Raw genomic sequence first — 20,040 nt, 5'->3', positions numbered from 1 at the left:
AAATGGAATGCCAGAAGTAGAAAACATTTCCCACCCTTAAAAAGCAGTTAAACACCAGCTCTAAGTGTAAAAAAAAGAAAGGCCTTAAAATAAACAATTTACAGAGCATACAATTCTTTTCATTAAAAGATAAATGAATATGCTCCGGGAAAATCGGTATGCAAAAAGATAAAAATCCGTTTGCCAAACACTTTTATCCCGAAAGCGTTGGTTCACGAATAAAGGCAGGTATCCTGGCTCACTTCTTTCTTTGTGCCTTCCCATCCTACTTGACAGTGACTTATTTACAAAGAAATTAATAAAGTTTACAGTTGCGGGTACAGCTCCGGTCTTTCACCGAATTCCCTTTTCATCTACAAAAGAAGAACCTTAATTCTGGGCCTAAGGTAGGAAAAATTAAAAAGGGAACCAAACAAGGTGTAGGGATTAGATAATTGTTAATGGATAGTAGTTAAAAGTAGATAGGGGAAAATTTTGGATATTGCCCTTTCCATTTTACATAGGGTTCCAAACACCTCAAATTACTAATTATCTATGGGAAAATGATTTCTGGGTTATTTGCTATGGATTTAAACCTCAAAAATCAATCTTTCCAAAATATTTCCCGAACATTGAGCGTTGAGACCCTTCGCCTTCTATAAAATCATAGGGGTATACATTTTGATTAGGTGGAGTACTTAGGGCCTGTAATTTTTGAAATTGCTCCTCACTTAGATTATACCGCAAACAATCCAAGGTTTCTTTTATTTGAGAAACATTCCGAGCTCCAACAGCAGGTATTAAATTCTTATTTATCTTTCGTAACCAGTTTATGGCAACATGAAGAGGTTTACAACCTAATTCTTCCGCTATTTTTATCACTTCTTTAATTATGGCAGTTTCTTTTTCGGATAGTTTTAATTTATCTTGCTCAAAACGAGTGGGCTCTTTTATTTTTTCCTTTTGAAAATATTTCCCTGTAAGTAGTCCGTATGCCAGAGATCCCCAACTTACTATGCTAATTTGATGTTTAGCGGCCAATTTGAAGAATTCCCTTTCCGCTTCCCTATCCAATAAGTTAAATTTTAATTGAATTGTCGAAATGGGGCTCCATCCTCTACAGCATGCCAAAGTATTGGCCTCGGCAATAACCCATGAAGGGGTATTACTAAAGCCAATGGCTAAAATTTTACCAGATTGACAAAGATATTCTAGAGAACGCATCAACTCTTCAACCTCTGTCGTACTATCCCAAAAGTGGACATACAACAAATCTATATAATCTGTTTTTAGTGTTTGTAAACTATGTTCTACTGATTGAACCAGGCTCTTTCGGCTATTCCCAATAAAGGAGGGGTCCTTTGAAATTAAAGATTTATTTAAGGAATAAAGCCCAAAAGAATACTTTGTGGCCAAAACCACCTGACTTCTTTTTCCCTTCATAAAGTCACCTAAATAACTTTCACTTTGTCCATCCTCATAAACTATGGCCGTATCAATGAAATTACCTTCATGATCAACGTAATAATCAAAGATTCTTCTTGACTCTTTTTTATCCGTGCCAATCCCCATCTCCCATGAGGTACCAAAAGTATTTGTTCCCAAACATAATTCCGAAACTTTAATTCCACTCCTTCCCAATAATTTGTAATTCATTATTCTTAAATTAAGATAATTCCAACCTACACCACCCAACAATAACCTTCCCAAAGAAGTATTGTTCAATTCCCACCAAATGCAGATATTCAAATAATATATTTTCAGGCCAATCCCTCTATTACCTAATATAATAATCAACCTTATCCCCTTTTCAAGAAAAGGTTAAAATCCATATTAAAATCAGTGAATTCACTAAGAATAAAATTTTACCCTCTAAAAAACTCAAAATAAAAGGATTACCATTAAATAATGTTTAAACTCATATATTTCTCAATAAATTTATATTAAAAAAAGGAACAAAAACATTTTATTTTTTCCCCTTTTAAATAATTGGTTTTATAAATTGCTATCCATCAAACAGAGTAAAATGCTAAAAAGAACTGCTGCAACTTTATTGCTTCTCCTATTAACACTATCGTGCTTTTGTCAACAGCATAACTTTAAAAGTTATTCTCTGGAGGAAGGCTTACCACAATCTCAGGTATCAGCTTTTATTCAAGATAGCCGAGGGCATTTGTGGATAGGAACAAACGGAGGAGGCCTTTCTAAGTTTAATGGCCAAGAATTTAAAACCTACACCCAAAAGGATGGACTTTCTGGTAACATAATTTTCGATTTAATGGAAGACTCCAAAGGGAATTTATGGATAACCACCGAGAATGGGATAAACAGCTATGATGGAAGAGATTTTTTGCAAGTGGCTCCCAACATAAGAGCCGACTTCTTAGGAAATCTATGGGAAGATAAATCAGGAAATATTTGGATACACAAAGCCCATGAGAAAACAAAAAATTCCTCTCAAATAATTGTATTGGACAAAAAAGGAAATATAAAAAATTTCGCAGAACAATACCCGGAAATAAATAAAAACAATGAATTTCGAGGGTATTTTACAAGAAATAATAGCATCGTCTATATCGCCACAGAAAAAGGATATTTTGAATTCGACGGAACAGAATTAAAACCCTCTCCCATAAATTACTATCCTGAGGTAAAAAAATTCTTACTTTACCCCATTTTTGAAGATAAAGAAAACCGCCTATGGTTGGTAAGTTATAAAAAACCAAATACAATCTACACCTTACATAAAAATGAACTACGGGAATTCAACCTCCCTCAAATGAAGGTACCATTCCGGGTAAATAACATTATACAGGATAATAATGAGCATTACTGGATAAGTATTGAAGGAATAGGGGTTTATAAGTGGGATGGGCAAAATTTTCACCTTTTTAACGAGAAAAATGGTCTATCGTCCAATATGGTAAATGGTATTTTAGAAGTCCATGAAGGAAATATTTGGTTCAGTACTAATGGGGCTGGAATAATAAAGTATAATATAGATCATTTCATTGCCTACCAAGCTAAAGATGGCTTACCTTCTGAAATGATTCGGGCCATTTTTCAGGATTCCAAAGGGCACTACTGGTTTGGAACTACCATTGGGGAAGTAATTGAATATGATGGAGAAAAAATGGTAACCAGAATTCCCCAAAAACAAAGGATAGGGTTAGTAAGAAAATTCATTGAATTAGAAAACGGTAATTTACTAATTGCCACAATGGGAGGATTGTGGGAGTACAAGGGGAAAAATTTCAGCAAAGTAAACCAAAAATATGGTTTAATAAGGAATACCGGCGTGAATGATATGATTCGAGAAGGAAATCAATTCCTATTCGCCACAAACAGACAGGGCATCGTCCTTTATGATAAAGAGAAAACAAAAACTATTAGTCAAAAAGGAGACAGCCTACTACCCAATAATATTCGAACCCTATATAAAGACTCCAAAGGAAATTTATGGGGTGCAGTTTATCTCCGTGGATTGCTAAATTACCGATTTCAACCTTGGATTAAAGAAAAATCCCCCGAAGATTTAGGCGATTGGAAAATTAAAAAATATGATGAGGCTCATGGACTGAAAAATGACATTGTTTTACAAATAACTGAGGATGATTATAATCAAATTTGGTTCGCAACTTATGGAGGAGGAATTACCCTTTTTGATGGTAAAACCTTTAAACATATAACTTCTGAGGATGGGCTGACTTCAGATAATATCTATTCTATTTTAAAAGATAAGGAGGGAAACTTATGGGCTGGCACCCAAAATGGGGTAGACAAAATCACCTTAGATTCATTGGGTCAGGTAACGAACATCACAAACTACGGAGTGGAAGATGGATTCATTGGAATTGAAAACAACGGAATGGCCAACCTAAAGGACCAAGAGGGAAATCTATGGTTTGGAACCATTAAAGGGGCCATGAAATATATCCCCAGAAAAAAAGAAGCTAACCTTATCCCACCTATGCTTCATTTCAAGAACCTCAAACTTTTTTATAAGGATATAGATTGGACAAGTGAGGGAAAAAGGCAATACCATAGTGGATTTCAAAATTGGTCAAATCTCCCACAAAATCTTAAGCTTCCCTATGATTTGAATCATTTGTCATTTGAGTTTGAAGCACTTAGTTATAGAGCACCTGAAAAAATCAATTTTCAATGGAAACTTGAAGGCTTAGACCAGGATTGGTCACCAGTATCCGACAAAAACGAAGTTGTCTATTCCAATTTACCTGCAGGAAATTACACATTGCTGATCAAAGCAGCCAACAATGACGGAGTGTGGACAAAAGAGCCCATCACTTATCATTTTTCCATTTCACAACCCTGGTGGGCCCAATGGTGGTTCAAAGCAAGCATTTTGCTCCTTCTTTTAACCATCATTTATGGAATTGTGCGCCTTAGAATCAATAATATTGAGTCTAAAAAGAAAGAACTGGAATTTCTTGTCAAAGAAAAAACCAGTGAGGTTGTTCGACAAAAGAATGAAATTCTGGTCAAATCCAAACAATTAGAAGAAGCTAATCATACCCTTGAAACATTAAGCGAAATTGGTAAGGAGATCACCACCTGTCTTTCAGTTGAAAAAATTATCTATACCATTTATGAAAATGTCAATAACCTCATGGATGGTTCTAGCTTTGCAATAGGAATTCATGACAAGGAGTCAAATTCCATAAATTTTCATGGGGCCATTGAAAATGGCACCCGGTTAAAAGACTTTTCCTTTCAGTTAGATGAAAAAAATAGGCTGGCCGTAGATTGTTTCAAAAACAAAAACGAAATTCTCATCAACGACTATGAAAAAGAGAAGGAAAATTTTATCGATAAACATTTACCTCCGAAAGCTGGCGATGTTCCCCAATCCCTGATTTATCTTCCACTAATTTTGAAGGATAGGACTATAGGAGTAATTTCTGTTCAAAGCTTCCAAAAAGATGCTTTTCAGGAGTATGAAGTGACGGTTTTGAGAAACATAGCCACCTATGCACAAATAGCAGTGGAAAACACCAGGGCATATGAGCGCTTAGCAGCACAAACTTCCCATTTAAGAACAGCAAATGAAAACATCCGTTTCCAAAAGCAGGAAATCGAAGAAAAGAACAAAGAACTTGAAGAACTAAATCAAGAAAAAAACCACCTTATTGGTATCGTGGCTCATGACCTACGAAACCCATTAACAAGTGCCCAAACCATGGTTGAACTACTTATTTCTGATAAAAAAGAAATAAGTTCAGAACATATGGACTACATTAACCATATGAAGAAAGCCCTCAACCGAATGGATAATATGATTAATCGTATTTTAGATCTTAGGGTAATCGAAGCAAAAAAAATAAATCTAGATTTAGAAGAAACTCCCTTCCACCAAATTATAAGGAGTGTTTGTCGTCAATTTGATGAAAGGCTTAAAATGAAGCACCTAAATTTAAGTCTTGATTTAGACCCCGTATTATTTCATACCGACCCAAATTACCTTACCCAAATTCTTGAAAACTTAATTTCAAATGCCATAAAGTTCTCCCCTCTAAATAAAAAAATATCCATAAAACTGGAAGAAAATCAGGAGCTAATCCGATTTGAAATAAAGGATGAAGGACCCGGTATTCGAGAGGATGAATTACCCAAATTATTTGGGAAATTTCAAAAATTAAGCAATATACCTACAGCGGGAGAAAGTTCCACGGGTCTTGGGCTTTCCATCGTTAAAAAATATGTAGAAGAGCTGAACGGCAAAGTTTGGTGTGAAAGTGCTTTTGGAATTGGGTCTTGCTTTATTATTAATTTTAAGAAATAACTATTAAAGCCGACCTTTTCTTTTAGAATTAAACAGGCAGGAAAGCTTCCATTAAGAACAAACCAATAGATAGAATCATCTAGTATTTGACTTTCTAGTTGTTCCAAAAAATTATTCATTAGGCTTTCTCTTTTTTGTTTGGCTCAAGAAAAATTATTCTCTTTGGCCATACTCGCTATTATAGCTATACTAACTTATCTTTACTCCCAAAATTGGCCTACAAATAGGAGAAAGAGTTTTCTTAAAGAACCATTTTAGGATAGACAATTCCAAAGGAAAACCAAAATGAAGATGCATGTCTATCCAACTAAATTCAATAAATACCAACAGAATAAACCAACATATGAACCCTTTAATTGAAAAATTTGATACGACTTTCGGGGCTGTTCCATTTGATAAAATTAAAGAAGAACATTTTTTACCTGCGCTAAAAAAAGCGATTGAGATTAGTAGGAGAAAAATTCAGGAAATCGTAGATAACCCAAAAGAACCTGATTTTAATAATACCATCTTATCATTGGAAAGAAGTGGGGAAAAAGTAGATGTGATTTCAGGCATTTTCTTTAACCTTAATTCAGCAGAAACTAATGATACGATACAAAAAATTGCTCAAGAGTTTTCTCCTATCCTTACAGAATACAGTAACGATATTCTTCTTAACCAACAGCTATTCGAAAAAGTAAGGGCTGTTTATGAACAAAAAGGGCATCTTGAGTTAGATGTAGAGTCACAAACGTTAATTGAAAAGACTTATAAAGGCTTTATTCGAAACGGCGCGAATCTGAAAGATGAGGACAAAAAAACACTACGTGAAATAGATAAAGAACTTTCACAGCTATCTTTAAAATTTGGAGAAAACCTGTTAAAGGAAACCAATAATTTTCAGCTCTATTTGGAAAGTGAAAAAGATCTTATGGGGTTACCAAAAGGTTTTATTGAAGCCGCAGCATTGGAAGCTAAAAATCGAGGAAAAGATAAAGGCTGGATAATTACCCTGGATTATCCAAGTTACATTCCTTTTATGACCTACTCTGAGAACCGAGAATTAAGAAAGCACTTATTTAAAGCTTTTGGTTCCCGTTCATTTAAAGATGATGAATTGGATAATCAAAAATATGTCTTAAAACTGGTTAAACTCAGAAGTGAAAGAGCAAAGCTCCTGGGTTATTCCTCCCATGCAGATTTTGTGTTGGAAGAAAGAATGGCAGGATCCCCTCAAAAAGTCAATCAATTCCTGGATGAGCTCCTAAATTATGCAAAACCAATTGCTAAGGAGGAATTGGAAAGGCTTAAACAATTTGCAAAAGAGAAAGATGACTTAACTGACTTTCAGCGATGGGATATGACTTACTATGCGGAAAAATTAAAGAAGGAAAAATATTCCATAGATGACGAAGCCTTGAAGCCCTATTTTCAATTAGAAAAAGTAATAGATGGGGTGTTTAAGACGGCTAGAAAATTATATGGCCTGGTTTTTAAAGAAAACCAATCTATTCCGGTTTACCACAAGGATGTAAAAGTCTATGAGGTAGAACATGGGGTTGAAGGAAAAAAAATCGGCCTTTTTTATGCCGACTTTTTTCCAAGAGCGGGGAAAAGAGGAGGTGCATGGATGACTTCCTATAGAGGGCAAAAAAAAGAAGATGGATTGGATCAGAGACCACATATTTCAATCGTATGCAATTTCACCAAACCAACAGAAAGTGAGCCCTCTTTACTTACATTCAATGAGGTTACCACCCTTTTTCACGAGTTTGGTCATGCCTTACATGGCTTATTAGCTGATGGAAAATATCAAAGTTTAACAGGAACTAATGTTTACTGGGATTTTGTCGAGTTACCTTCGCAGGTACTGGAAAATTGGGTTTACCAGAAAGAATGTTTGGATTTATTTGCACATCATTTCCAAACAGGAGAAAAAATTCCTGAAGAAATGATAAAACGTATTAAAGAAAGTGCCAATTTTAATGAAGGTATTGCCACTCTACGTCAATTAGGCTTTGCCAAACTTGATATGGCTTGGCATCAAAATAATCCCGAAAAAATTGGCAACGTATCTCAATTTGAGCAGAAGGCAATTGAAGAAACCAACCTACTTCCTGAAGTAAAAGAAACCAATAGTAGCTGCGCCTTCGCCCACATCTTCCAAGGTGGTTATTCCTCTGGTTATTACAGTTATAAATGGGCTGAAGTTTTGGATGCTGACGCATTTGAATTTTTCCAGGAAACTGGAGTTTTCAATAAAGATACGGCCACTTTATTCAGAAATCATATACTTTCAGCGGGCGGAAGCGAACACCCAATGACTTTATATAAACGTTTCAGAGGGAAAGAACCTTCTGTTAAAGCTTTATTAAAAAGAAGTGGCCTCTTACGGGACTAGCTACTAATTAAAGGCAACAGGAATTTCAATGTTTCCTGTTGCCTTTTCCCAGGAAATAGAAATTCACAGCTTATTTTACCACTGCCAACCGAAAAAGTTTTCCGGTGCTATTGTAACCACCTCTGTATCGTTGAGTGATTAAGTATAATTCGCCTTCTTCATCTTCACCAAAACTATTTAATTTTTCCTTCCCCTTTTCTAAATTAAACCCTTCAAAAAAAGCTTCAACAGCAAACCATAGACCTCCCCTATCCTCCTCAAGGAAGAAAATTCTTCCTTTGGATACTCCAAAAAAATATTTCCCATAGATTTCAGGGTACCGCTTTCCTCTGTAAACAAACCCTCCTACTACTCTTTTCCCCAATCGATGGGAAAATGCAAAAATGGGAAATTCAAATTGGCCTGACCTTCCCATTCCGTACAGTGCCTGATCAAAGATTTGTCTTCCTTCCATTGCCCTCCAACCGTAGTTTTTGCCAGCTTCAACCAAATTAATTTCCTCATACCTACTTCTTCCCACATCTCCACAATAAAGCCTTCCACTTTCCCGATCAAATGATAAGCCAGAGGGGTCACGGAAACCATAAGCCCAAATCTCATGTAAATACGGAGTATTGATGAAAGGATTATCTTTAGGAATAGCATAGGGGATCATATTGCCATGATCTACATCGATTCTTAAAATAGCTCCCAGGGGATTGGTCATATCTTGGGCATTTCCAATTTCACCATGTGGATCTCCCTTTCCTCCACCATCCCCTAATCCAATATATAAAAAGCCATCAGGTCCAAAAGCCATTTGACCGCCATTATGATTTTGTTCCGGCTGCTCAATAGACATAATTATTTTTTCCTTTTCGAAAGCAATATCCGGATCCTTTGCAGATACCTTATATTCTGCAAGCACTGTCCTATGGTCAGATTCTTCTACACCTGAGGGAGCACTATAGTAAATGAAAAAACGACCATTAGTTTTATATTGAGGGTGAAAAACCAATCCCAATAAACCTCTTTCTGTTTTACGGTTATCTATGGGGACCATTTTTTTGGCAACATCCAAAAATGGTTCCTTTAATACTTTACCATTTTTAATTACAAATATTTTTCCAGGACGACTTATTATAAAAATCCTTCCAGAACCATCATGAGCATTGGCCATCCCCACAGGGGAAATTAAACGATCCGCTATCAGTTCCAGCTTAAATTTTAATATTTTCTCCTCAGAGGTTTGCACTATGTATTCTCTCTTGCTCTGATTATTTCCACAGCTGATGCTGAGAAAAATTAAAGCAAGCGAAATAGCAAGAGCATTAATCCTCATAAAGAATAATAAATATTTACCTTCACTTTAAAAATAAATACAATAAGTCGAGAAAAGCAGTTTCAAATCACCACCTACCGACTATTATCTGATTTTTATTAATGGTTATTAATAAAGCACCTTACTCCAAATGTCCCTCCTTAATTAAAGAAACTAAAGCAATTGAAAATAATCTTAAAACAAAAGTTGGTATTTCACAGAAATATTAAAAGAAAAAGTAAAATTAAAGGAAGAACAGCAAAGAAAACTGGAAACAGCCATGGGAATAGAAGGAGTATTAAGTAAGGAAGGAAATAAGTTTTAAAAGTTAAATACTTTCACAAAAAAATAAATACAAATAAAACTCTGACCTATAACAAGTAACCATTCCCCAAGACTAAGAATAATCAAAAAGAACTCTAACGGTCTAAATAAAATAAAAAATCTGAAGAAAATCTGTCACAAAATTAAACTCAAGTTGTCTTAAAGATTATAGATAAAGCAAAATCAAAATTAAGATTAAACTATTCGTATGATTATTATTGGATTCTTCATTGCACATTGGTATTTGTCCTTATTCTTTCAGACATTTTTTCTTCATCGATATTCAGCCCACAGGGCTTTCACTATGTCAAAAAGAATGGAAAAAGTATTTTATTTTCTGACCTTTATATTTCAGGGATCCAGCTACCTAAGTGCTTATGCTTATGGAGCTTTGCACAGAATGCATCATGCCTATGCAGACACTGAAAAAGATCCTCATTCACCTATGTATTCTAAAAACCTTTTCCACATGATGTGGCTTACGTACAAAAGGTATACAAATATATTTAACCAAAGAGTTGAGCTTGACAAAAAATTCACAAAGGATTTACCCGAATGGCATAAATTTGATCGCTTTGCTTCCCATAATTTAACTCGTTTAGCCTGGGGCGTTTTATATACACTTTTCTTTATGAAATTTGCTACTTCCCCATGGATGTACTTACTGCTACCCTTTGTATATTTAATGTCTCCAGTACATGGGGCAATCATAAATTGGTTTGCTCACATAATTGGATATATTAATTTCAAAGTAAGTGACACTTCTAAAAATTTTCTACCTTTCGATTTTTTAATGTTTGGAGAAAGTTATCACAACAATCACCACACCTATGGTTCCAGGGCCAATTTTGGAGGAGTAAGATGGCATGAGATCGATCCTGCCTATTTAATTATTCTTCTATTTGATAAAATTGGAATTATCAAGCTCCGTAAGAAAACTAAAATCATTGACACGACATTAAAAGCAGCAAAGGCGGCTGCTTAGAGCATCTAAAAAAATTTTCTATTGGCTGCAAATAGCTTTTTGAAAAGTCTGATATTAGTTTCAAAACAAGATATTTAAACAAGCTCTTAGATTTTCATAAAAAAGAACGGGTTTAGAACCGTTCTTTTTTATTTTCATAACACTTCTTTCACTGTTTCAGGAGGACGAGCTATTACTGCTTTATCCCCATTAATTACAATAGGTCTTTCAATTAATTTTGGAAATTGCACCATGGCCTTTATCCATTCTTCCTCACTTAAAACTTTTCCTTTGAAGTTATCTTTGAAAATTACTTCCCCCTTACGAACAAGTTTTTCTGCCTTTATTCCGATTTTATCCAAAATAGCCCTTAACTCCTCCTCTGTAGGTGGTGTTTTAAGGTATTCAACCACCTCTACGTTAATATTTTTTTCTTCTAATAACCCAAGAGTTAAACGACTTTTACTACACCGGGGATTATGATAAATCCTAATCATAACATTTCTAAATCTTAAATAAATCAATTATTTTACCTGTAAATATATAAAAAAGACCGCTCCCCCATTGATTTATAAAATCTATAACTCATACCACCATTCATTTATATTCTTATTCCTATCTTCTTTCAGTATAAATACAGAAAGCTTCCTAATACAAAAAATTCCTTCACCTCAACTTATTCCCCAAAATCTTTCAACTTCCAATAAAATGCCACACACCGAATACAAAATTAACATTTCGGCTAGGACGGGGTTAAAAGGATAGGGGTAAAATTCTCAGGGTGTTCTTGTGATTTTCACAGGCCAGCAGACCATCCGATTTCACAAATTCATATATGCAATCATTCCTTTTAAAATGTGTCCTGTTTTCGTTTTTATCAATTTGGACCCTTTCTATTAAAGCCCAGAATAAGAAGATGATTGGTAAAATTTATGATGCCGAAAATAAGCAAACCATCCCCTTCGCTAACATATATCGGCCACTTTCAAAATCAGGAACAACTGCAAACTTGGATGGTGCCTATGAAATAAAAACTAAAAAGGACAGCCTGAACCTTATCATTTCAGCTGTAGGATTCCAGAAACTAGACACTACTCTTTTCCTAAATGAAGAAAACACCCATATAAACTTCTATTTGCATCCACAAATTGAAATACTCAATTCCATAGAAATTAAAGCTTCAAAAGAGGATAGCTCAATAGTTAATATCGTACAATCTGTAACCATAAAACAAAGCCAGATCGAAAACATGCCCTCCATTGGAGGAGAAAAAGATATCATCACATTTACAAAGTTAATGCCAGGAATATCTAAAGGAATTGAGGCTGGTTCTGATATGTTTGTCCGAGGAGGCGATGCTGATCAAAATCTTGTACTACTTGATCATGCCGTGGTTTATAATCCCACCCACCTATTAAGCTTTCTATCAGTATTTAACCCTGATGTAATTGACCAAGTAAAACTTGTAAAAGGGGGGTTTCATGCCAAATATGGAAATCGTTTGGCCTCGGTACTGGATGTGGAAAGTATACGTGCAGATGCAGAAGATTACACCATAAAGGGAGGAATTGGGCTTATTTCTTCCAGACTAGCTTACCGGCAACCTCTTTTTAAAAACAAGCTCCATCTGCAGCTTGCAGCTCGCCGGACATATATTGATAAGGTGATCAAGCTAATTAACAAAGATTTACCATACTACTTTTATGATTTAAGCGGAATCGCGGAATTTGTTCCTTCCGATAAAAACAGAATAAAGTTTAGTTATTTTTTATCTACAGATGTTCTTAAGGCGTACAATGATGATATACGAAAAAATTACCATTCTAACTTTCGTTTTGTAAACAGCATTCAATCATTAAATTGGACACACATAATTAATAGTCGTTTTTTCTCCAACCTTATTTTTACACGAAGTCTTTATAAACATAAAACCTGGCTTCAATACAAGGACAGTAACATAAATCAAAATTCAAGTTTAAATGATATCAACTTGGGTTATCATTTAACCTATCAATACAACGATAGGCTAAAATCAGACTTTGGGTTATCACTAAAACTTTATCAATTTAAACCAAATCAGGTAAACACTAGTGGAAGATTAGCTGCAAGCATTCCGGATAATAATGCCAAAACCCTTTTTACCCTTGAAAATGGTCTTTACTATCATATTTTCTATAACCTATGGTCAAAAATCACCATATCCCCTGGCCTAAGAATCTCCTCCGTTTCCGTTACTAACAAAACTTATATTGGATTTGAGCCCCGACTTAACCTTACCTACCAAGTAAATGAAAGACTAAATTTCTCAACCTCCTATACCAGGATGATTCAGAATATGAGCAGAGTATCCAGTACCGAATTAAGTTTACCTACAGATCTGTGGTACCCTGTTTCCGAGTCCATAAAACCACAAGTGGCAGATCAGGTAACCGCAGGGGCTCAATATAAGTTTCCAAAGATTAAAGGAGTATTCGGAATGGCTGTTTATCTAAAAAATATGAACAGGTTAATTGACTTTAAAGATGGTACGGATTTAACCTTTAATAATAATATTGAAGAAATAATTGTTCAGGGCTGGGGGATAGCTTACGGCCTCGAGCTTTTGCTAAAAATGGAAGCGAAGAAACTATCAACTTGGGCCACCTATACCCTATCCCGTTCTGAAAGAAAATTTGACGAGATAAATCATGGGGAAAATTTTCCAGCTCGATACGACCGTCGACATAATTTTGCCCTTGCGGGAACCTATAAATTTCATTCAAGATGGGCTTTTTCTGCTGTGTGGGAGTTTCAATCGGGAGCCCGATTCACCCCTTTAACTGGACAATATGTGGTTCTGACTCCGGGTATAGGTGGATTAGAAACTATCCCTCTTTACACCAGCAAAAATGGGGTAAAATTACCCGATTCCCATCGAATGGACCTCAGCCTTTCGTTTTTTACTAATCCCCAGAAAAAGTTTAAAGGAGAGTGGAGTATTAACATCTATAATGTTTACAATCGAGCAATGCCTTATACCATTAATGTGACTAAAAAACCTGATGGAGGTTTACAATATGAGCAACCAGGACTTTTTGGTCTAATACCTTCCATTTCATTCAACTTTCAATTATAAAAGATCGAGAATTTGAAACCTTTCAATAGATTATATCTAATCATCCTTCTACTCGCCTGTGAGCCGGAACCTCTGTTTATTGATATTAGCACTCCCGAAAATGATCACATAGTGGTCAGTTCTAACCTCTATAATAATGAGCAGTTAATAGTACTTCTTACCAATAGTTATGATGCGCTTGAATCTCAACCTAAGGATTCTGAAGAATTAATCAAACAGCTTTCTCTCGACAGTATATTAGCTACAATAGAGACTCGGGGTCAATTAGATACATTAAAACACTTGTCGGAAGGATTCTATTGGCATCCCCAAATTACGCTAAATGATTTTCAATCATTTAAACTTCAAATCCGAGACACCTTAAGAAATCGTTTTGTAACTTCCGAAAGTCAAATATTACCAAAAGTTACATTTGACATGGCCTACCCAACGATTGAAGAAAAATTTGATACCATTGTATCCATTCATTATAAGTTTGAAGATCTTAAAGGAACTAATTGGTACATGATTAATGTACAAAAGGCAATTTCAAATTTCAATAATTACAATTTTAGCAAGACAAAGGTGCACACAGAATTAATAAAAGATAATGACCAATCTGGAAAATCTATTGAAGGAAGCTTTAAAGTTCTTAATATTAAATTCTCGCGGAAGGACACCATTGTAGTCAGCATTTCTAATATAACGGAGAATTATTTCAAATACCTGGAGCTTCGAAATAATGAAGCCAATTGGTTGGTGGAACCTACCCAGGAACCTTTCAATTATCCAACGAATGTAATCGGGGGTATTGGCTTTTTTAACCTCTATTACACCGATAATAAATATTTCATTCTAAAAGATCACTAAAAACAAGCACCACAAACACCGAACTTTTATTTGGAAAAAGCCCATTTTACAAAATATAATACCTTTTTTAAGAAAAAAATACATTTTTTACTCACCAATGTTTTGTATTTAAAAATAAAACCATTTACTTAGCGCCATAGTTATATATTAAAAGAGAAAAGCAATGTCCTCTAAAAGTGTAAACAAATACTATTTTTACTTTTATTTTTCACTAATCAAAAGTTAGAGGCTAAAGATATTATACATAAAATTGAGGGCCTCACTAGAGGCCCTTTTTTATTGCAAAGAATTTTACTTATACTAGAATGAAAAACAATAGTTTACAATTCACCACTTTCTTCTATTACTTTTTTTACTACTTCTTCTTTAAGAAGCGGGTGAGACTCTATTGTTAAAAAGGAAATGAATTATACAAAGGAGTCTCACAGTAGTGAGACTCCTTTTTTTATGCCTAAAAAAAAAAATAATGATTAATAAGCCAGTAGCCATATTCGGGATAGAAGGAAGTTTCCACCATTTAGCAGCGCAAAAGTACTTTGGAAATGATATTAAAGTACACTGTATGGAGTCCTTCCAAACCCTAATAGAAACCTGCTCCAAAAGTGATGAAGCTCCTTATGGAATAATTGCTATAGAAAACAGTTTAGCTGGTGATGTTAACAACAATTGTTCAAGAGTAAAAACAGCAAATTTAGATATTGTAGCAGAGGTAAACCTAGAGGTAAACCATCATTTAATGGCATTAATGGGCCAAGATGTAAATGAGATTAAAGAAATAAGGTCTCATCCTACAGCAATTAACCAATGCAAAAATTTTCTGAATCAATTTAATAATATCTCAATAATAAAAACTGGAAATACTGCAGGTAATGCTCAACTGATAAGTGAAAAGAAACTAAAAAATGTAGCTGTGATTGGAAGTGAATACGCCGCTAATCTTTATGGGCTCCAAATTTTAAAGAAGAGAATTCAGGACACAAATGATAACATAACCAAATTCTTAGTCATTGCGAAAAAAGAAAAAAAACTAAACTCAATAACAAAAGCCAGATACTGGTAACAAATAAAAACACACAAAAAAGAAATCTAAGATATTAAAAATAATAAAAGACAGAGCTATGGAATTGAATCTTGAAAAATTAAAGCTGACCAAAAAAAATAAAAAGCTTATCATCTCTGGACCTTGCAGTGCAGAATCAGAGGAACAGGTGCTCAACACAGCCCTTCAATTGGCAGAAACGGGACAAGTAGATGTGCTAAGAGCAGGAATTTGGAAGCCTCGTACTCGCCCAAACTCTTTTGAAGGGATTGGTACCATTGGGTTAAACTGGATGCAGAAAGCTAAAGCTGTAACTGGATTACCGATAGCGGTAGAAATCGCCAATGCTAAACATGCCGAAGAAGCTCTAAAATATGGGGTAGATCTCCTCTGGATTGGAGCTAGGACCACTGTAAATCCATTTGCTGTTCAAGAAATAGCCGATGCCTTAAGAGGAACAGAAGCAAATGTTCTGGTAAAAAATCCTATTAATCCTGACCTTGAACTATGGATTGGGGGCATAGAAAGAATTTACAAGGCTGGCATAAGAAACCTTGGGGCTATTCATAGAGGATTCTCTAAATTCGGCAATTCAATTTACAGAAATATTCCACTTTGGCAAATTGCTCAAGAATTGAAAGAAAGAATCCCTGATTTACCAATAATAGGAGATCCAAGTCATATGGCTGGTAACAGAGAGCTAATTAAACCGATTTCAAAGAAATCTCTTGAATTGGATTACGATGGATTGATGATCGAGTCACATATTAACCCTGACAATGCCTGGAGCGATGCTAAACAACAAATTACACCAAAAACTCTCAGTCAATTACTAACTTCACTGGATATCAACAGGAATGAAGAAAAGATTCAAGAGGATGAGTTAACCGACCTACGACAGCAAATTAATCACATTGATGAAGAACTCATTGAATTGATTTCCAACCGAATGAAAGTTGCTGCCAGCATTGGTCATTACAAAAAACAAAATAACTTAAACGTTGTACAAAATGATCGTTGGCATGAAGTGTTAGACAGAGTAATTAAAAGAGGTGAAAAAGGAGGTTTAAGAAAAGACTTTGTAGAAAAATATCTAACTATTATTCATGAAGAATCAATCAATCATCAAGTACAAGTATAGAAAAAGAAAAAACCGCAAAAAGGGAGGCTGTTAAAAAAATTGAAGCAGCCTCTCTTTTTATTCAAATAAATTAATGCAGTATTCTTATTTGTGAAAGAGTTATAAAAAAGATTTCTAAATAATTAGAAAACAATCTCCTCCTCGCTTTTTAAATTCATGGTATTCAAAATTCGCAAATTCTGATAAAGACGTTCCGCTTCATCAAAGTTTAATGATTGCTGTCCATCACTAAGGGCTTTCTCAGGGTTTTCATGCACTTCCACAATAAGTCCATCTGCCCCTGCCATTACTCCAGCCAAAGCCATTCGCTCTACATGTTTACGTATACCAATTCCATGAGAAGGGTCAACAATAACTGGTAAATGCGATCTTTCCTTTAAAATTGGAACGGCATTTAAATCCAACGTATTCCTATATGCATTTTCATAAGTACGGATTCCTCTTTCACAAAGTAATATTTTTTCATTACCGCTGGAGAACACATACTCTGCCGATGCAAGTAATTCCTCAATAGTTCCTGATAAACCTCTTTTTAGCATTACAGGTTTATCCACTCTACCCAAAACTTCCAATAAATTAAAGTTTTGTGAATTCCTGGCTCCTACCTGAAAAATATCGACATATTTATACATAGATTCCACCTGCTCAATCTGCATCACTTCTGTGATAATCTTAATACCATTAGCTTGACAGGCGGCAAAAAACATCTTTAGGCCTTCCAAACCAAGCCCCCTAAATGAATAAGGAGAACTTCTAGGTTTAAAAACCCCTCCACGCATAATGCGTACATTGTTTTTAATCAAATGTTCAACTGTATGCTCAATTTGTTTCTCACCTTCAATAGAACATGGACCAGCCATCATTCCAAAATTACCATTTCCAATTAACACCCCTTCACCCAGGTCAATCACCGTAGGGTCTAATCTCCATTTAGAAGAGACCAGCTTATTTGGCTCACTTAACTCATATACATTTTTCACCCCTGGAAGAAGTCCAACTGAACGAATATCACGACCTTCTCCATGGCCTATTAAAAAGGAAGAACTTTGGGTTTTTACTTCGGTAAGGCGAAAACCCAAATCAAGCAATTTAGCATATAAATCAACCGAAACTTTTTCAGGCAAATTATTTTCAAGTTCAATAAGCATCCCTCAACAATTTAAAATAGTAATTAAAAAAGAACAATTCGCTCCCTCACCGTATAGAGGAAATAAATTGCCGTACACTAGAATCCAAATCCTTTCCATTTTTTAGTGCTTTTATAAAAGCACTTCCTATTATAGCCCCATCTGAATATTGACAAGCCTGTTGGTAGGACTTCTTATCTGATATCCCAAATCCTATTAAAATTGGATTATTCAAACCCATTTTACCAATTCTCTCATAATAGCTCTGAATTCTATTATTAAATTCTCTTTTTCCTCCTGTAATTGATGAATCAGAAACTACATAAAGGAATCCTTCTGAAAGCTCATCCATCTTTAGAATTCGCTCATCACTGGTCTGGGGAGTGATAAGAAATGTAAAACTTAACCCATAAGATTTAAACATTTCTTTATATTCTGACTCATATTCTTCCATAGGAAGGTCTGGAATAATTAATCCGGAAACTCCGATTTTTTGACAGGATTCACAGAATTCCCTTACCCCATATTGGAGCAATTGGTTGTAATAACCCATCAATATTATGGGAATATCAATAGTTTCTTTTGTTTGAGAAAGCTGATTAAATAAAGTTTTTAAATTCATTCCATTATTCAAGGCCACTTGACTACTACCTTGAATAACTGGACCATCGGCTAAAGGATCAGAATAAGGCATACCAATTTCCACCAAATCAACTCCTTGGTCTTGGAGTAACTTAAGAATTTTGGTAGTGTCCTCCAAACGAGGATAACCAGCAGTAAAGAAAATATTAAGAATATTCTTCTTAGAGGCAAAAACCTCCTGAATCTTATTATTATGAAGTGTGGTGGTCATTTCCATATTCTTTTAAATAATTCATGTAGGTATCCAAATCTTTGTCTCCTCTTCCTGAAAGGTTTACAACTACTGTTTCTTGCGAGGAAAATTCTATTTTCTCCAATGCAGCTATTGCATGAGCCGATTCCAAAGCAGGAATAATTCCTTCCAAACGGGACAATAATAAACTAGCCTGCAGAGCTTCTTGATCTTCAATAGTGACCACTTTTGCTCTTCCGGTTTTTATCAAAAAAGCATGCAAAGGTCCTATTCCAGGATAATCCAAACCTGCTGAAATAGAATGTGGCTCCACTACCTGTCCGTCTTCCGTTTGCATGAGAAGAGTTTTACTCCCATGAATGATCCCTTCACTTCCCAAAACGGATGTAGCTGCGGAATACCCAGAGTCAATTCCTTTTCCTGCCGCCTCAACAGCATATAACTTCACTTCTTCCTTGTCAAGATAATGATAAAAAGCTCCGGCAGCATTACTTCCACCTCCAACACAAGCGATTACTCTATCGGGATTTTCGCTTCCAGTTTTTTCTTTAAGCTGTTTTTTAATTTCTTCGCTTATAACCGATTGAAAACGAGCAACCATATCCGGATAAGGGTGGGGACCTACCACCGAACCAATAATATAAAAAGTATCTTCAGGGTTGTTGATCCAGTCTCTGATTGCCTCATTGGTAGCATCTTTAAGAGTTTGGCTTCCACTTCCTGCAGGAATAACTTTAGCACCTAGCATTTGCATACGTAGAACATTTGGTGCCTGTCTTTTAATATCCACTGCCCCCATATAGACAATGCACTCCAGCCCCATTAAAGCACAGACCGTAGCAGTAGCTACCCCGTGTTGTCCGGCCCCTGTTTCCGCAATAATCCGTTTTTTTCCTAAGCGTTTGGCTAATAAAATTTGACCAATTGTATTATTTACTTTATGGGCACCAGTATGATTGAGATCTTCTCGCTTCAGGTAAATGTTAGTTTTAAAACGCTCTGACAAACGGGCCGCATAATATAAAGGGGTAGGTCTTCCAACATAATCCTTCAAAAGAGAGCTAAATTCCTTTTGAAAATCAGGAGTTTCAATCATTTGAAGATATTGTTTTCGTAAATCCTCTACGTTGGCATATAGTAATTCAGGGATATAGGCTCCTCCAAACTGACCGTAATATCCC

13 protein-coding genes and 1 riboswitch are annotated in these 20,040 nt (G+C 35.3%); of the genes, 7 read left to right on the top strand and 6 right to left on the bottom strand.

The window, feature by feature from the left end; translation table 11 throughout:
* Positions 1-206: 206 nt before the first annotated feature.
* A riboswitch (cobalamin riboswitch) is annotated at positions 207-387 on the bottom strand.
* Positions 388-576: 189 nt separating this feature from the next.
* Complete coding sequence (locus E1171_RS21300) at positions 577-1,728, bottom strand: aldo/keto reductase (RefSeq protein ID WP_155208094.1); 1,152 nt, start codon at positions 1,726-1,728, stop codon at positions 577-579.
* Between the two features lie 277 nt (positions 1,729-2,005).
* Here E1171_RS21300 and E1171_RS21295 point away from each other — a divergent pair, with 277 nt between their 5' ends.
* Both E1171_RS21295 and E1171_RS21290 read left to right on the top strand, forming a co-directional pair.
* Entirely contained in the window at positions 2,006-5,782 is a 3,777-nt protein-coding gene (locus tag E1171_RS21295) for a sensor histidine kinase (RefSeq protein WP_155208093.1), read from the top strand.
* Positions 5,783-6,125: 343 nt separating this feature from the next.
* Entirely contained in the window at positions 6,126-8,165 is a 2,040-nt protein-coding gene (locus E1171_RS21290) for a M3 family metallopeptidase (protein WP_155208095.1), read from the top strand.
* A gap of 70 nt (positions 8,166-8,235) precedes the next feature.
* Here E1171_RS21290 and E1171_RS21285 read toward each other — a convergent pair whose 3' ends face one another.
* Positions 8,236-9,486, bottom strand: a complete 1,251-nt coding sequence (locus E1171_RS21285; RefSeq protein WP_155208092.1) for a PQQ-dependent sugar dehydrogenase — start codon at positions 9,484-9,486, stop codon at positions 8,236-8,238.
* A gap of 511 nt (positions 9,487-9,997) precedes the next feature.
* Between E1171_RS21285 and E1171_RS21280 the strand changes: the two genes are divergently transcribed.
* Positions 9,998-10,774 carry an acyl-CoA desaturase gene (locus E1171_RS21280; RefSeq protein ID WP_155208091.1) on the top strand — a complete coding sequence of 259 codons (777 nt, stop codon included), beginning with the start codon at positions 9,998-10,000 and terminating at the stop codon, positions 10,772-10,774.
* Between the two features lie 134 nt (positions 10,775-10,908).
* Here E1171_RS21280 and arsC read toward each other — a convergent pair whose 3' ends face one another.
* The gene (gene arsC / locus E1171_RS21275) at positions 10,909-11,250 is read right to left on the bottom strand and encodes an arsenate reductase (glutaredoxin) (protein ID WP_155208090.1); all 342 of its coding nucleotides are present in this window, start codon (positions 11,248-11,250) and stop codon (positions 10,909-10,911) included.
* A gap of 419 nt (positions 11,251-11,669) precedes the next feature.
* Here arsC and E1171_RS21270 point away from each other — a divergent pair, with 419 nt between their 5' ends.
* The 4 genes from E1171_RS21270 to E1171_RS21255 all read left to right on the top strand — a co-directional run bounded on the left by E1171_RS21270 (position 11,670) and on the right by E1171_RS21255 (position 16,897).
* Complete coding sequence (locus tag E1171_RS21270) at positions 11,670-13,868, top strand: TonB-dependent receptor (protein ID WP_187696577.1); 2,199 nt, start codon at positions 11,670-11,672, stop codon at positions 13,866-13,868.
* A 12-nt stretch (positions 13,869-13,880) separates the two neighbouring features.
* Positions 13,881-14,717 (top strand): DUF4249 family protein, encoded by an 837-nt coding sequence (locus tag E1171_RS21265; RefSeq protein ID WP_155208088.1) that lies wholly within the window; start codon positions 13,881-13,883, stop codon positions 14,715-14,717.
* Positions 14,718-15,183: 466 nt separating this feature from the next.
* Positions 15,184-15,777: a prephenate dehydratase domain-containing protein gene (locus tag E1171_RS21260; protein ID WP_155208087.1), complete on the top strand. Its 594-nt coding sequence runs from the start codon at positions 15,184-15,186 to the stop codon at positions 15,775-15,777.
* Positions 15,778-15,835: 58 nt separating this feature from the next.
* Positions 15,836-16,897 carry a chorismate mutase gene (locus E1171_RS21255; protein WP_155208086.1) on the top strand — a complete coding sequence of 354 codons (1,062 nt, stop codon included), beginning with the start codon at positions 15,836-15,838 and terminating at the stop codon, positions 16,895-16,897.
* A 122-nt stretch (positions 16,898-17,019) separates the two neighbouring features.
* On the opposite strand, the gene aroF is transcribed toward E1171_RS21255, so the two are convergent.
* The 3 genes from aroF to trpB form a co-directional block, all read right to left on the bottom strand.
* A complete protein-coding gene (gene aroF, locus E1171_RS21250; protein ID WP_155208085.1) occupies positions 17,020-18,045 on the bottom strand; it encodes a 3-deoxy-7-phosphoheptulonate synthase in 1,026 nt (341 codons plus the stop codon).
* A 46-nt stretch (positions 18,046-18,091) separates the two neighbouring features.
* Positions 18,092-18,877 (bottom strand): tryptophan synthase subunit alpha, encoded by a 786-nt coding sequence (gene trpA, locus E1171_RS21245; RefSeq protein ID WP_155208084.1) that lies wholly within the window; start codon positions 18,875-18,877, stop codon positions 18,092-18,094.
* Positions 18,858-20,040: tryptophan synthase subunit beta (trpB, locus tag E1171_RS21240; RefSeq protein ID WP_155208083.1), on the bottom strand; the 1,183-nt coding region annotated here is incomplete at its 5' end. The genes trpA and trpB, both read right to left, overlap by 20 nt.

The sequence above is a fragment of the Xanthovirga aplysinae genome (assembly GCF_009711365.1).
GTDB lineage: Bacteria > Bacteroidota > Bacteroidia > Cytophagales > Cyclobacteriaceae > Xanthovirga > Xanthovirga aplysinae.
This window is presented reverse-complemented; position numbering and strand designations above follow the sequence as displayed.